We start from the raw sequence: 15,919 nt of genomic DNA, 5'->3' as shown, positions 1-15,919 counted from the left end.
GTGTCGGGCCCGGAGGCGCTGGCGTACGTCATCTACACGTCAGGGTCGACGGGAGTGCCGAAGGGGGTGGCGATGCACCACCGACCACTGCTCAACCTCATCCGGTGGCAGGTGGAGCGCTCGGAGGTGGGGAAGGGGAAGACGCTGCAGTTCTCGGCGCTGAGCTTCGACGTGAGCTTCCAGGAGATGTTCGCGACGTGGGGAGCGGGTGGAGAGCTGGTGGTGATTGAGGAGGAGTTGAGACTGGAGGCGAGGGGGCTGCTGGAGAGGATGGAGAGAAGCGGAGTGGAGAGGCTGTTCCTGCCATTCGTGGCATTGCAGAACCTGGCGGAGGTGGCGGAGAGGGAGGGGCTGGCGCCGAGCAGGCTGAAGGAAGTGATAACGGCGGGAGAGCAGTTGAGGGTGACGCCAGCGTTGAGGGGGTGGATGAAGAGGCTGGGAGGGGTGCTGGAGAATCAGTACGGGCCGACGGAGACGCACGTGGCGACGGCGTTGCGGCTGGAGGGAGAGGCGGAGAAGTGGCCGGAGCTGCCAAGCATTGGAAAGCCCATAGCGAACACGAGGGTGTACCTGCTGGATGCAAATGGGGAGCCGGTGCCGGTGGGAGTGGCGGGGGAGCTGTACATAGGGGGAGTAGCGGTGGCGAGGGGCTACCTGCACCGGGAGGAGCTGACGCGGGAGAAGTTCCTTGCGGACGGGGTGGGAGGCAAACCGGGAGGGAGGCTGTACCGGACGGGAGACTGGGCGAGGTACCTGCCAGACGGGAACATTGAGTTCCTGGGGCGCAGAGACGCGCAGGTGAAGGTGAGAGGGTTCCGAATCGAGCTGGCGGAGGTGGAGGCGGCGCTGGCCAGGCACCCGGCGGTGAAGGACGTGGCGGTGGTGGCGAGAGAGGGAGCGTCAGGACAGAAGCAGTTGGTGGGGTACGTCGTAGGCAAGGAGGGGCAGGAGCCGGCAGCCGCGGAGCTGAAGAGCTTCCTGAAGGAGAGGTTGCCCGAGTACATGGTGCCGGCTGTCTTTGTGAGTCTGGAGGTGTTCCCACTGACGCCCAGCGGCAAGGTGGACAGGAAGGCCCTGCCCACGCCGGATGTAGAGGGGACAGCGCAGGACGGATACGTGGCGCCCCAGACGGAGCTGGAGCAGGTCGTCGCGGACCTGTGGGCACCATTGCTGGGCCTGCGGCGCGTGGGGACACACGACAACTTCTTCGACCTGGGCGGGCACTCCCTGCTGGCCATGCAGGTGACGTCGCGCCTGCGTGAGGCGCACGGGGTGGAGTTGCCTGTGCGAGCGCTCTTCGAGGCCCCAACGGTGGCGGAGCTCGCGCGGCGGCTCGAGTCGCTGCCGGGTGGCAAGCAGGGGCTTCGGCTTCCACCCCTGGTGCCGGTGCCGAGGGACGGACAGTTGCCGCTGTCCTTCGCACAGCAGCGCCTCTGGTTCCTGGATCGATTCGATCCGCAGAGCCCTATCTACAACCTCGCCCTGGTGCTGCGCCTGACGGGCGTGCTCGACGTGGCTGCATTGGAGCGGAGCTTCCGCGAGCTGGTGCACCGGCACGAGGCCCTGCGGACGACGTTCGAGCAGCGTGAGCAGGGCGTGGTCCAGGTCATCTCCGCCTCGATGGAAGCGCCCCTGAGGAGGGTGGACCTGCGCGAGCTGCCCGATGAGGCTCGGGAGGACGAGGCGCAGCGGCTGTTCAACGAGGAGGTCCTGAGACCGTTCGATCTCACCACGGGGCCGCTGCTGCGGGTGACGTTGCTGAAACTAGGCGAGGCGGAGCACGTGCTGGTGCTGGTGATGCACCACATCGTTTCGGACGGCTGGTCGATGGGGGTGCTCGTCCGGGAGTTGAAGGCGCTCTATGAAGCCTTCATGGCGGGGAAGGAGTCCCCACTCGAAGCGCTGCCCATCCAGTACGCGGATTATGCGAAGTGGCAGCGGGACTGGCTACGAGGTGAGGTGCTGGAGTCGAGCCTCGACTGGTGGCGCGAGCAGTTGAAGGACGCACCTCCCGCGCTGGAGCTGCCGACGGACAGGCCGAGGCCGGCGATCCAGAGCTACCGGGGATCGCTCCATTATCTGCACCTGCCCCAGGCGCTGGTGGAGGGGCTGAGGAAGTTGAGCCAGCGCGAGGGCGTGACGCTCTTCATGACGCTGCTGGCGGGCTTCCACGCGCTGCTGCATCGCTATTCAGGGCAGGACGACATCAGCGTGGGCTCGCCCATCGCGGGCCGGGACCGGACCGAGGTGGAGGGGCTGATCGGCTTCTTCATCAACATGCTGGTGATGAGGGCGAAGGTGAGGGGAGAGGAGCCCTTCCGGGAGCTGCTCAGGCAGGTGAAGGAGGTGGCGCTGGGGGCCTTCGCCCACCAGGAAGTGCCCTTCGAGAAGCTGGTGGAGGAGTTGAAGCCCAAGCGCGACACCAGCCGCACGCCGCTGTTCCAGGTGTCGTTCGCGCTGCAGAACACTCCGTCGCCGGACCTGTTGTTGCCGGGCATCGAAGCGCGGCCGCTGAACCCTCGGGGTCAGACCTCGAGGACCGATCTGACGCTGTCGCTGAGGGAGACCGCGGAGGGGCTGGAAGGAATCGTCGAGTACAACACCGACCTGTTCGACGCCTCCACGGTTGCCCGGATGTTCGGGAACCTGCGGACGTTGCTGGAAGGTGTGGTGGCGGACCCCGGATGTCGCATCGGTGAGCTACCGCTGCTGACGGACGAGGAGCGTCACCGGCTGCTGGCGGAGTGGAATCAGACACGGACGGAGTACCCGAGGCAGGCGTGCGTCCACGCCCTCTTCGAGGAGCAGGTGGCGCGTCGGCCCGAGGCCGTGGCGGTGGAGTACGACGGGCAGCGGCTGACATACGCGGAGCTGAACCGGAGGGCCAACCAGGTGGCCCGGCACCTGCGGCGCCTGGGCGTCACGGCGGGGAGCCGGGTGGGGCTGTGCGCGGGGCGCTCGGTGGAGATGGTGGTGGCGACACTGGGCATCCTGAAGGCCGGAGGTGCGTATGTGCCTCTGGACGCGGCGTACCCGGCGGGGCGCCTGGCGTTCATGGTGGAGGACACGGCGGTGCCGGTGGTGTTGGTGCAGCCAGACCTGGCCTCCCGATTGCCGCCGGTGGCCGCGAAGCGGGTGGAGCTGTTGGAAGAGACGTTCGCGCTCGAGAGTGGAGAGGACCTCGGGGAGCGGGTTGCTCCCGAGGCGCTGGCGTATGTCATGTACACGTCGGGCTCGACGGGCCAGCCCAAGGGCGTGTGCATCCCTCACCGGGGAATCGTCCGGCTGGTGCGTGACACCTCTTATGTCCGCCTGACGGAGCGGGATCGCATCGCCCAGCTCTCCAACACGTCCTTCGACGCGGCGACCTTCGAGCTGTGGGGCGCGCTGCTCAATGGCGGGTGCGTGGTGGGCGTGCCCCGGGAAGTCCTGCTGTCACCGAAGGCGCTGGCCGCGTTCCTGTCCGAGAGGCAGGTGAGCGCGATGTTCATGACGACGGCGCTCTTCAATCAGGTGGCGGCGGAATGCCCGGACGCGTTCCGGCCGGTGAAGCACGTGCTGTTCGGCGGCGAGGCGGCCGAGCCGAGGTGGGTGCGAGAGGTGTCGCGCCAGGGGCCACCCGAGCGGCTGCTGAACGTGTACGGGCCCACGGAGAACACGACGTTCTCGACATGGCACGAGGTGAAGGAGGTTGCCGAGGGCGTGGTGTCAGTGCCCATCGGCCGGCCGCTGGCGAACTCGGAAGCGTACGTTCTGGACGAGCGCATGCAGCCGGTGCCCGTGGGAGTGTCGGGTGAGCTGTACGTGGGAGGTGACGGGCTGGCGCTGGGCTACCTGAACCGGCCGGAGCTGACGGCGGCGAGGTTCGTTCCGAATCCCTTCCGCGAGGGGACGGACGCGAAGCTGTACCGGACGGGGGACCTGGTGAGGTACCTGCCAGACGGAAGCATCGAGTTCCTGGCGCGGCGCGACGCGCAGGTGAAGGTGCGCGGCTTCCGCATCGAGCTGGGGGAGATCGAGACGGCGCTGGCGAAGCACCCGGGCGTGGGGGAGGTGGTCGTCCTGGCGAGGGACGAGGGGCTCGGAGGCAAGCGGCTGGTGGCGTACTACGTGGCGAAGGAGCAGGCGCTCGCGGAGTCCGAGCTGCGTCAGTTCCTGAAGGCCTCCCTTCCCGACTTCATGGTGCCGTCGGCCATCGTCCGGTTGGCGCAGGTGCCGCTGACGCCCAATGGGAAGGTGGACCGTGCGGCCCTCCCCGCACCGGAAACGGAGGGGATAGCGCATGAGGCGTATGTAGCGCCCCGGACGGGAATCGAGAGGGCGTTGGCGGAGCTCTGGGCGTCGCTGCTGAAGCGGCAGCGCGTGGGAGCGCACGACAACTTCTTCGAGCTGGGAGGACACTCGCTGCTGGCGATGCAGCTCGTGCTGCGCTTGCGAGAGGCCCTGAGCGTCGAGCTGCCGGTGCGCGCTCTCTTCGAGGCCCCGACGGTGGCGGAGCTGGCGCTTCGGCTCGCGGCCCTGCTGCGGCGGGAGTTGGTGCTTCAGGCTCCGCCGCTGGTTCCGGTGCCGAGAGACGGTGCCCTGCCGCTGTCCTCCGCGCAGCAGCGCCTGTGGTTCATGGATCGGCTGGCACCCAACAGCCCGCTCTACAACATCACCCTGGCGCTCAGGTTGAAGGGCGCGCTCGAGGTGTCCGTGCTGGAGCGCAGCTTCAACGCGCTGGTGATCCGGCACGAGTCGCTGCGGACGACCTTCCAGCAAGGCGGCACTGAAGCGGTGCAGGTGCTTGCTCCCGAGGCAGTGATGCCGCTCGCGGTCGTGGACCTGAGCGGGATACCCGAAGGCCCGCGGGAGGAAGCGCTCCAGCGGTGGATGGGGGAAGAGTCCCTCCGTCCCTTCGATCTCACCCGGGGGCCGCTGCTGCGGGTGTCGCTGCTGAAGTCGGGCGAGGCGGAGCACGTGCTGGTGCTGGTGATGCACCACATCGTGTCGGATGGCTGGTCCATGGGCGTGCTCATCCGGGAGCTGAAGGCGCTCTATGGCGCCTTCGTGGTGGGCAAGGAGTCTCCGCTGCGCGCGTTGCCCATCCAGTACGCGGACTATGCGAAGTGGCAGCGGGAGTGGCTCGACAGCGGCGTGCTGCGCCCCCAGATCGCATGGTGGCGCGAGCAGTTGAGGGACTCGCCTCCCGCGCTGGAGCTGCCGACGGACAGGCCGAGGCCTTCCGCGAAGACGTACCAGGGCGCGGTACGGCGGGTGCACATCCCCCAGGAGCTCACGGAGGGGTTGAGGAAGCTGAGCCAGAGCGAGGGCGTGACGCTCTTCATGACGCTGCTGGCGGGCTTCCACGCGCTGCTGCATCGCTATTCGGGGCAGGACGACATCAGCGTGGGCTCGCCCACCGCGGGCCGGGACAAGACCGAGGTGGAGGGGTTGATCGGCTTCTTCGTCAACATGCTGGTGATGAGGGCGAAGGTGCGGGGAGAGGAGCCCTTCCGGGAGCTGCTCAGGCAGGTGAAGGAGATGGCGCTGGGAGCCTTCGCCCACCAGGAGGTGCCTTTCGAGAAGCTGGTGGAAGAGCTGAAGCCCGCGCGAGACACCCGCCGCACGCCGCTGTTCCAGGTGGTGTTCGTCCTGCAGAACGCTCCGCTCGGCGAGCTCTCGCTGCCGGGCTTGACGCTCCAGCCGCTGGGAGTGGAGGGCCGCACGGCGAAGTACGAGCTGACGCTGTCGCTGACGGAGACTCCGGGCGGCCTCGAGGGCGGCGTCGAGTACAACACCGACCTGTTCGACGCCGAAACCGTGGACCGCATGATGGCGCACTACGTGCGGCTGTTGGAGGGCGCCATCGCCAATCCCGAGCAGCCCGTGGCGGTGCTGCCCCTGCTGACCGGGGAAGAGCGGCGGCGAGTGCTGGTGGAGTGGAACCAGACGCGGACGGAGTACCCGCGCGACTCCAGCATCCATGCCCTCTTCGAGGAGCAGGTGGCGCTCGCTCCCGAGGCCGTGGCGGTGGAGTACGAGGGGCAGTGTGTCACGTACGCGGAGCTGAACCGGCGGGCCAACCAGGTGGCCCGGCTCCTGCGGCGGCTGGGCGTGGGCTCGGGGACGCTGGTGGGCCTGTGTGCCGGACGCTCGCTGGAGGTGGTGGCGTCGATGCTCGGCATCCTGAAGGCCGGTGGCGCGTACGTGCCGTTGGATCCGGCGTACCCCCAGGAGCGTCTGGCCTTCATGTTGGAGGACACCGCGGCGCCGGTGGTGCTGGCGCAGCCGGAGCTGGTCTCGAAGCTTCCCTCCTCGCGTGCCAGGGTGGTGGAGCTGTCGTGGGATGCGCTCGCGCACGAGAGCGGCGAGAACCTCGAGGAGAGGGCAGGGCCGGAGTCCCTGGCCTACGTGATGTACACGTCGGGCTCGACGGGCAGGCCCAAGGGGGTGTGCATCCCTCACCGGGGCATCGTCCGGCTGGTCCGCGGCATCCGCTCGCCGGAGCTGACGGCCGAGGACCGCTTCACCCAGATGGGCAACACCTCGTTCGATGCGTCGAATCTCGAGCTGTGGGGTGCATTGCTCAATGGCGGGTGTCTGGTGGGCGTGCCCAGGGAGGTGTCGCTGTCTCCGAAGGCCCTGGCCACCTTCCTGCGTGAGAAGCAGGTGAGCGTGGTGGTCTTCACGACGGCGCTCTTCAACCAGGTCGCCGCCGAGTGCCCGGATGCATTCCTGACGCAGCGGTACGTGCTGTTCGGAGGTGAGGCGGCGGACCCGCAGCGGTTGAGAGAGGTCTTACGGCAGGGTGGGAACGCGAAGCTGCTGAACCTGTATGGGCCCACGGAGAACACGACGAACTCGACGTGGCACGAGGTGAAGGAAGTGCCCGAGGGCGCGACGTCGGTGCCCATTGGCAGGCCCGTGAGCAACTCGGACGCGTACGTGCTGAACGAGCGGCTGCAACCGGTGCCCGTGGGGGTGGCGGGCGAGCTGTACGTGGGCGGAGACGGGCTGGCGCTCGGATACCTGAATCGGCCCGAGCTGACGGCGGAGAAGTTCGTCACCCACCCGTTCAGCACGGAGCCGGGCGCGAAGCTGTACCGGACGGGAGACCTGGTGAAGTACCTCCCGGACGGGAACCTCGAGTTCCTGGGGCGAGGGGACTCGCAGGTGAAGGTGCGCGGCTTCCGCATCGAGCTGGGAGAGATCGAGGCCGCGCTGGCGAAGCACCCGGGCGTGCGGGAAGTGGTGGTCACGGCGAGGGACGACGGCCCCAACGGCAAGTGGTTGGTGGCCTACGTGGTGCCGCGCCAGGGCGTCGGCCTGGAGGTGGGGGAGGTGCGGTCCTTCCTCAAGGGCTCGTTGCCCGAGCACATGGTGCCTGCTGCCTTCGTGTGGCTGGAGACGCTGCCGCTCACGCCCAACGGGAAGGTGGACCGCAAGGCCCTGCCCGCGCCGGACCTGCAGCGCGCAGGGTTCGGAGGGTCCTTCGTCGCTCCAGAGGACGGAGTCGAGCAGTCGCTCGCGGCGATCTGGGCCGAGGTCCTCCGGTTGGATCGCGTGGGAGCGGGGGACAACTTCTTCGACCTGGGAGGCAACTCGCTGCTGCTGCAGGCGGTGCACGTCCGGGTGGAGGCCCTGGTGGGGCGCAAGGTGCCCATGGTCGAGCTGTTCCAGTTCCCCACGGTCCGCGCCCTGGCCACGCATCTCGCGGGAGTCACCGCGCCCCCGGCTCTCGAGGAGTCCTCGGCCACGGGTGGCAACCGGCGCGAGGGCATGCGCCGGCTCGCCCAGCATCGGCGCGGACGTCCAGGCTCGAACTGAGGAACGACCCACATGACTGAACATCACGACACCTCCACGCCAGATCCGTCCCTGGAGATGGCCATCGCCATCGTGGGGCTCTCCGTGCGCGTCCCCGGCGCGCGGGACTCCCGCCAGTTCTGGAGCAACCTCGTCTCCGGGGTGGAGTCGATCTCCATCCAGCCCTCGGCCGATGGCCTGGTGGCCGCCGCGGGCGTGCTCGACGGCGCCGAGTGCTTCGATGCTCCCTTCTTCGGCTACTCGCCCAGCGAGGCTGAGCAGATGGATCCTCAGCACCGGCTCTTCCTCGAGTGCGCGTGGTCGGCGCTCGAGTCCGCCGGGTATGCGCCTCGGGGCAGGCCGATGCGCGCGGGCGTCTACGCGGGAGCCTCCTTCAGCACCTACCTGCTCTCCAGCGTGCTCCCGGACGCGCAGCGCAGTGGCAGGAGCCTCGGGGAAAGCCTCTTCGGGTGCAGCGGCAACTTCCTCGCGACGCGCATTGCCTATGAGCTCGATCTCACCGGCCCCAGCCTGACCGTCCAGACCGCGTGTTCCACCTCGCTGGTCGCGGTCCATCTCGCATGCCAGGCGCTCCTCTCCCGGGAGTGCGAGCTTGCCCTCGCGGGCGGAGTGTCCATCCGCGTTCCCCAGTTGAGCCCCTACCGCTTCCAGGAAGGCGGCATCCTCTCGCCCGACGGGCACTGCCGCCCCTTCGATGTCCGAGCGGCCGGCACAGTGGGCGGCAACGGTGCCGGCGTCGTCGTGCTCAAGCGGCTCGCCGACGCGCTCGCGGATCGGGATCCGATTCGCGCCGTCATTCTCGGCACGGCCATCAACAACGACGGGAGCTCCAAGACCGGGTTCTCCGCGCCCTCCGTGCCGGGACAGGCCGCGGTCATCTCCGAGGCGCAAGCGGTGGCCGGTGTCGATCCGCACTCCATCTCGTACATCGAGGCGCATGGCACCGGCACGCCGCTCGGGGACCCGATCGAGGTCGCCGCGCTCAAGCAGGTGTTCCGCGAGGTGTCTCCGGGCTCGTGCGGCCTCGGCTCGGTGAAGAGCAACATCGGGCACCTGGACGTGGCGGCCGGAGTCACCGGACTCATCAAGGCGGTGCTGGCGGTCGAGAACCGCACGCTGCCGCCGACCCTGCACTTCACCGCGCCCAATCCCCAGCTCGGGCTCGAGGGCAGCCCGTTCTACGTGGTGTCCAGGCCTGCTCTGTGGGCGGGTCCGGCGCCTCTGCGCGCGGGGGTGAGCTCGTTCGGCATCGGTGGCACCAATGCCCATGCCGTGCTGGAAGAGGCCCCCTCCGTTCCGAGCGACCCACCCCGGCGCGACGAGGAACTGCTGCTCCTGTCGGCGAAGTCCGAGGCCGCGCTGGACCGGATGACCACCGAGCTCGCCGAGCACCTTGGCGCGGCCGGAAGTGAGCGGCTCGCGGACGTGGCGCACACCCTCCAGACCGGGCGCGCCCGCTTCTCGTGGAGGCGCTTCGTCATTGGCAGTCGCCCCGAGGAGACGGCGGCCCTACTCTCCAGACGCGACTCGGAGCGGGTGCGCACCGGGCTCGACGAGGCCGAGCGGCGCGGGGCGGTCTTCCTCTTTCCCGGAGGAGGCTCGCAGCGGGTGAACATGGGGACCGCCTTCCTCCGAGAGCCGGCCTTCCGGGAGGCCCTCGACCGGTGCGCCGGGCTGATGCGGGGTCCGCTCGGCGGAGATCTCCGGGAGGTGATGTTCGCGGGACCCGAGCGCGTCGATGCCGCTACCCGTGAGCTCGACCGGCCCCTGTGGGTGCAGAGCGCGCTGTTCGCGTGTGACTGGGCGATGGCGCAGCTCTGGCTCTCCTGGGGCGTGCAGCCCGAAGCACTGCTCGGCCACTCGCTGGGCGAGTACGTCGCGGCGTGTCTGGCGGGTGTCTTCACGCTCGAGGAGGCCTGCTCCCTCATGGCCGTGCGCGCCCGGATGGCGGAGCAGATGCCGCCGGGTGCCATGGTCTCGGTGCTCGCGCCGGTGGAGGAGGTCTCCGAGTTGCTCGGCCCGGCGCTGTCCGTCGCCGCGATCAACGGTCCTTCCACGTGTGTCCTCTCGGGGCCGCCCGATGCCATCGAGTCCCTCGAGAAGGTGCTCGCGGCGCGTGAGATCTCGTTCAAGCGGGTGCGCTACGCGAGGGCGGCCCACTCGGCGATGCTCGACCCCTACCTGTCCGACTTCGCGCGGGCGGTGGATCGGGTGAAGCTGCGGCCTCCGAAGCTCCCGCTCCTGTCGAGCGCCACCGGGCGCTGGCTGAGCGAGCGCGAGGCGACAGACCCCACGTACTGGGTCCGCCACCTGCGCGACACGGTCCGGTTCTCCGATGCGCTGTCGCTCCTGCTCGCTACCGGAGAGCGGGCGTTGATCGAAGTCGGGCCGGGCTCCACGCTGGGCTCGTTCGCGCGGCAGCACCCGGCCCGCACCTCGCAGCCGGTGATCGCCACCCTTCCAGGTGGGGCCTCACAGCCGGCCAGTGCTTTGGCTCCGCTCGGGGAGGCATGGCTCGCGGGAGTTCCGATCGACTGGGAGCGTTTCCGCGCTGGGGAGCACCGCCGCCGGGTGGCGTTGCCCACCTACAGCTTCGACCGGGAACGGTACTGGATTGAACCCGCGGCACCCGGTGCCCCCGCCAGCACCGCACCTGGGGAGCGGCGCCCCTCGCCCCGGCCTTCCGTGAGCGCGAGGTCCCCACGCAAGGGTGGACCTCCCGCGCCAGCGCGCAACGAGACCGAGCGCGCGCTGGTCGAGTGCTTCCGGGAACTGTTCCGCATCGAGGAGATCGGCATCCAGGATGACTTCTTCGCGCTCGGCGGCGACTCGCTCATGGGACTGCGCCTGACGGCGCTGATCTCCCAGCACCTGGGCGTCCGGCTGCCGCTGAAGGTCCTGGTGGAGTCGCCGACGATCGCCGCGCTGGCGGAGAAGCTCGGCGGCACGCGCGAAACGGTTGCGCCTGCCCGTGCGAGCTGCCTCGTGCGGCTCCAGGAGGGGGAGCGCGGGCCACCGCTCTTCTTCCCGCACGCGGCCGGGGGGCAGACGTTCTTCTACCGGGAGCTGGCGAGGCTCATCGATCCCTCGCGGCCGGCCTACGGCTTCGAGTCGCCCGTGCTGGAGGACGGGGGGCCGACGCTCGCCACGGTGGAGGAGATGGCGGCGCACTATCTCGAACTTCTGCGTACGGTGCAGCCCTCGGGCCCGTACCTGCTGGTGGGCGCGTCCTTCGGAGGAATGCTCGCGTACGAGATGGGACGCCGCCTGTCCGCCGAGGGGCACGCGGTGCCGTTGTGCGCGCTGCTCGACTCTCCTGGCCCGGGGCGCCTGCCCGCGCCGCCCGCGAATGATGCCGAGCTGCTCGCGGTGGCGCGGGTGGGGGGCGACACCGGGTTCTCCGACCCCGAGCAGGGCCGCCGGCTGCTCCGGGCGTGGAGGGTCAACCTGGGGGCCATGTTCCAGTACCCGGCACCTCGCTGGGAGGCAGGGGAGCTGCAGTTCTTCCGGGCCGCCGAGCTCATCCCCAGCCTCCCGGACCATCTGGAGCTGGGGTGGATCGACCGGTGCTCGGCGGTGCGCGTCGAGGTCGTCCCCGGAAATCACGAGAGCATGCTCCTCCCGCCGCATGCGGAAGGTCTGGCGGCGCGGATCCGGGCCTGTCTGGAGAGAGCCCATGTCTGAAGCCGCCGCGACCGTTCCCGCCGCAAGGACGGCGATGGACAAGTGGCTCATCACCTTGTCGGTGTCCTTCGGCACTCTGATGGCCACCGTCGACTCGGCCATCGTCAACGTGGCCATGTCGCAGATCCGCAGCTCGATTGGCGCCACCGTGCAGGAGATCACCTGGACGAGCACCAGCTTCATCATCGCCACGGTGCTGGTGTTGCCGCTCACCGGCTTCTTCAGCCGGCTCTTCGGTCAGAAGCGCACGTACCTGTCGTGCCTGGCGCTCTTCATCCTCAGCTCGTTCCTGTGCGGCCTGGCCTCGAACCTGCCCCTGCTGGTCTTCTTCCGCGCGTTGCAGGGCCTGGGCGCGGGCGCACTCATCCCCACCGAGCAGGCCATCCTCCGCCAGACCTGGCCTCCCGAGGAGCAGGGCATGGCCATGGGCGTCTTCTCGGTGGTGATCACCGTGGGCCCCGCCGTCGGCCCCACGCTCGGTGGCTACATCGTCGACAACTTCCACTGGTCGTGGATCTTCTTCATCAACCTCCCCATCGGGCTGATCGGCTTCCTGCTGGTGTGGCGCTTCGTCGAGGAACCAGAGGATGTGCTGGCCGCCAACCGGGCCGCCGCCGCGCTCCAGCGCCGCAACATGGACTGGGCCGGCATCGGGCTGATGTGGGTGGGACTGGCCACGCTCCAGTTCGTGCTCGAGGAGGGCCAGCGCCAGGACTGGTTCGAGTCCACGGAGATCACCGTCTGCACCCTGGTGGCGTGCTTCACCCTGGCGGCCTTCGTGCTGCGGGAGCTCTCCGCCGTGGCTCCCGCGGTGGAGCTGCGCCTCTTCAAGGAGCCGGTGTTCGCCTCGGGCGCGGTGCTCGGTGCGGTGATGTTCTTCATCCTCATCGCCAACAGCTTCCTGATGCCCCTCTTCATGCAGGAGATGCTCGGCTTCACGGCCATGCAGTCGGGCATGGCGCTCATGCCGCGCACGCTGGTGATGATCGCGGTGATGCCCATCGTCGGGCGCCTGTACAACCGGATCTCTCCGCGGGTGCTCATCGCCGTGGGCCTGTTCATCATCGGCCTGGGCGTCTACCGCATGGTGGACGTCTCCCTGGACACCGGCAGGGAAGACATCATGGCGGCGGTCATGCTCCAGGGGCTGGGCACCAGCCTGCTCTTCGTGCCGCTCAACATCGTGGTGTTCGACAAGGTGGAGCGCGCCCGGATGGCGGACGCCGCCGGCCTCAACGCGCTGATGCGGCAGATCGGCAGCTCGGTGGGCCTGGCCCTCTTCGCCACCCTGATGACGCGCTACACCGCGCAGGCCCAGGTGGGGCTCTCCGCCCACATGGTGGCCGAGCGCCCGGAGCTGCCCGAGCGGCTCTCCGCGGCCGTGAGCGGGCTCGTGGCGGGCGGCATCGAGGGGTTCGAGGCCACCGAGGGCGGTCTTCGCCTGCTGGCGGGCACCCTGCAACGTCAGGCCGCGTTGCTAGCCTTCAACCAGCTCTTCACGCTGTCCGCCCTGCTGTTCGCCGTGGCGCTGCCGTTGCTGGGCTTCCTCTGGCTCTCGCCGGGCCACAAGCCCCGGCAGGCATCCCCGGAAGAAGCGCAGAAGGAAGTTCACATGGATGTGGAGGTCTGACGCGAGATGAGTGCAACACCCCGATTGGTGGAGAAGGACGCGCCCGCCCCAGCCCCCGAGGAGCTCCAGCGCAAGAGCCGGGGCCGCCGGGGCGCGATCGTCCTGGGGACGGTCATGGTGGCGGTGCTGGCGGGCATTGGCGGCTATGTGCTGCTCACGCGCGGGCAGGAAGTCACCGACAACGCGCAGGTGCAGGCGGACATGGTGCCGATCAACGCCCGTGTGGGCGGTCCGGTGCTGCGCGTCCACGTGGAGGACAACGCCCGGGTGAAGAAGGGCGATGTGCTGGTGGAGGTCGACCCGCGCGAGTACTCCGTCCGTGTCAAGCAGGCCGAGGCCGAGTGGGTCTCCGCCCGGGCGCAGGCGCAGGCGGCGGATGCACAGGTGGCCGTGGCGGAGGCCAGTGCCCGGGGCGGCCGATCCACCGCGCGAGCCGTGGTGTCCACCAGCACGGCGGCGGTGAGCAGTGCCGAGGCCCAGGTGGAGGTGGCTCGCGCGGCCGTGGCTCGCGCGGAGACCGAGGCGCAGCGCAGCACGCTGGAACTCGAGCGCGTGGAGCAGTTGCGGAAGTCGGAGGTTGCCTCCCAGCAGGAGCTCGACGACGCCCGGGCCGCCCACGAGGCCGCGCAGGCATCGCTGGCGGGGGCTCGCGCGCAGCTCTCCGCGGTCGAGCAGTCCCGGCAGGTCGCGCTCAGCAAGGTGGCCGAGGCCCAGGGCCAGTTCGATCAGAACGCTCCGGTAGACGCGAAGATCGCCGTGGCTCGCGCCAGCGCCGAGCTGGCCCACGCCCGGGTGACCGCCGCCGAGGCCGCGCTGGAGCAGGCCCGGCTGCAGCTCGAGTACACCCGCGTCATCGCACCCGCGGACGGGCAGGTGTCCAAGTTGACCATCCGCGAGGGGCAGCTCCTGTCGGCGGGGCAGCCGGTGGCGAGGCTCGTGCCTCCGCGAACGTACGTCATCGCCAACTTCAAGGAGACCCAGGTGGGACACATCCGTCCGGGCCAGCGGGTCGAGGTGAAGGTGGATGCCTTTCCGGGCCGGACGTTGACGGGCCTGGTGGAGAGCCTCTCTGGTGGCACGGGGGCCAGCTTCTCGCTGCTGCCGCCGGACAATGCCTCGGGCAACTTCGTGAAGGTGGTGCAGCGAGTCCCCGTGCGCATCTCCTGGAAGGACACACCCGAGGAACTGCCCTTGCAAGCCGGCCTGTCCGCGGAAGTCACTGTCTTCACCGCCAGCCATTGACACTGTCAATCGTTGTTGTGCGGGGAAATATGTCTTTTGTTGGCTTGTTTGGTTGTCTGTGAATGTGTTAGGTGATGGGCCGTTCAGGAATGGCAGTCAACGTTCAACATTTTCAGAGGAAAACTCCGTGAGCATCGATCATCCCCCCAGCACGCAGATGGAGCAGAAGCTCGCCGGTTATTGGAGTGAGTTGCTCGGCCTTCCGGAGATCGGACGGGCGGATCATTTCATCTCGCTCGGCGGGAATTCCCTGCTCGCGACCATGCTCGCCAATCGGATCGAGGAGGACCTGGGGGTCCGCCCGACCATGGGCGAGCTGTTCAACACCCTCGGGGATGTGGCCTCCCTCTGCGAGCAATTGGTCGAGGAACAGGCGGAGGACGGGAGATGAGTTATGAGTTGTCTCACCTCCAGGCCCTGGAGGCCGAGTCCATCTTCATCATCCGTGAGGTGGTGGCCGAGTTTGCCCGGCCCGGTCTCCTGTTCTCGGGAGGGAAGGACTCAGCGGTGATGCTGTGGCTGGCTGAGAAGGCTTTCGCTCCGGCCCCTCTCCCTTTCCCGCTGCTGCACGTGGACACCGGCCACAACTTCCCCGAGGTCCTCGAGTACCGAGATCAGCGCGCGGCCGCCCTGGGCGCCCGGCTGGAAGTGGCCTCGGTGCAGGAGTTCATCGACTCGGGCCGGCTGGTGGAGGAGAAGGGCCCTCGGGCCTCCCGCAACCGCCTGCAGACGGCCCCGCTGCTGGACGCCATCGAGAAGCACCAGTTCGACGCCGTCTTCGGAGGCGCCCGCCGCGACGAGGAGAAGGCCCGCGCCAAGGAGCGCGTCTTCTCCTTCCGCGACGAGTTCGGTCAGTGGGACCCCAAGAACCAGCGCCCCGAGCTGTGGAGCCTCTACAACGGCCGCCACCGCCGCGGTGAGCACATCCGCGTCTTCCCTCTGTCCAACTGGACCGAGATGGACATCTGGCAGTACATCGCCCAGGAGCGCATTCCGCTCCCCTCCATCTACTTCAGCCACCGGCGCGAGGTGTTCCGCCGCGATGGCATGCTCATGGCGTGTTCTCCCTACCTGCCTCTGCTCCCGGGTGAGCAGGCCACCACCGCCGAGGTGCGTTTCCGCACCGTGGGCGACATGACGTGCACCGCCTGCGTCGAGTCCACCGCTTCCACGGTGGAGCAGGTGATTCAAGAGGTGTCGGCCTCGCGCGTCACCGAGCGTGGCGCGAGCCGCGCCGATGACAAGTTCAGCGAGACGGCCATGGAAGACCGTAAGCGCGAGGGATACTTCTAATGGAGCTGCTCAGGTTCGCCACGGCTGGCTCGGTTGATGATGGGAAGAGCACGCTCATCGGCCGGCTGCTCTACGACACCAAGTCCATCTTCGAAGATCAACTCACGGCCGTGGAGCGCACCAGCAAGGCTCGAGGGGATGAGTACGTCAACCTGGCGCTGCTCATGGACGGGCTGCGTGCCGAGCGCGAGCAGGGCATCACCATCGACGTGGCCTACCGCTACTTCGCCACGCCCCGGCGCAAGTTCATCATCGCGGACA

7 protein-coding genes are annotated in these 15,919 nt (G+C 68.7%); all 7 read left to right on the top strand.

Translation table 11 applies throughout. The features are described 5' to 3' along the window. Window positions 1–7,809, top strand: a complete 7,809-nt coding sequence (locus tag DAT35_RS57285) for a non-ribosomal peptide synthetase (RefSeq protein ID WP_108077909.1) — start codon at window positions 1–3, stop codon at window positions 7,807–7,809. Between the two features lie 12 nt (window positions 7,810–7,821). Further along, on the top strand, window positions 7,822–11,493 hold the full coding sequence (locus DAT35_RS57280) for a type I polyketide synthase (protein WP_108077908.1): 3,672 nt from the start codon (window positions 7,822–7,824) through the stop codon (window positions 11,491–11,493). Then, on the top strand, window positions 11,486–13,123 hold the full coding sequence (locus DAT35_RS57275; RefSeq protein ID WP_108077907.1) for a DHA2 family efflux MFS transporter permease subunit: 1,638 nt from the start codon (window positions 11,486–11,488) through the stop codon (window positions 13,121–13,123). Before DAT35_RS57280 ends, DAT35_RS57275 begins: the two co-directional genes overlap by 8 nt. Before the next feature lie 6 nt (window positions 13,124–13,129). Then, window positions 13,130–14,365: an HlyD family secretion protein gene (locus DAT35_RS57270; RefSeq protein ID WP_108077906.1), complete on the top strand. Its 1,236-nt coding sequence runs from the start codon at window positions 13,130–13,132 to the stop codon at window positions 14,363–14,365. Window positions 14,366–14,492: 127 nt separating this feature from the next. Then, entirely contained in the window at window positions 14,493–14,756 is a 264-nt protein-coding gene (locus DAT35_RS57265; RefSeq protein ID WP_233262317.1) for a phosphopantetheine-binding protein, read from the top strand. Further along, window positions 14,753–15,658 (top strand): sulfate adenylyltransferase subunit CysD, encoded by a 906-nt coding sequence (gene cysD / locus DAT35_RS57260; RefSeq protein WP_108077905.1) that lies wholly within the window; start codon window positions 14,753–14,755, stop codon window positions 15,656–15,658. The genes DAT35_RS57265 and cysD overlap by 4 nt, the downstream gene beginning before the upstream one ends. Beyond that, a partial coding sequence (locus DAT35_RS57255; protein ID WP_233262082.1) for a GTP-binding protein occupies window positions 15,658–15,919 on the top strand: 262 nt, incomplete at its 3' end. The genes cysD and DAT35_RS57255, both read left to right, overlap by 1 nt.

The organism is Vitiosangium sp. GDMCC 1.1324 (genome assembly GCF_003044305.1).
Classification (GTDB): domain Bacteria; phylum Myxococcota; class Myxococcia; order Myxococcales; family Myxococcaceae; genus Archangium.
This window is presented reverse-complemented; position numbering and strand designations above follow the sequence as displayed.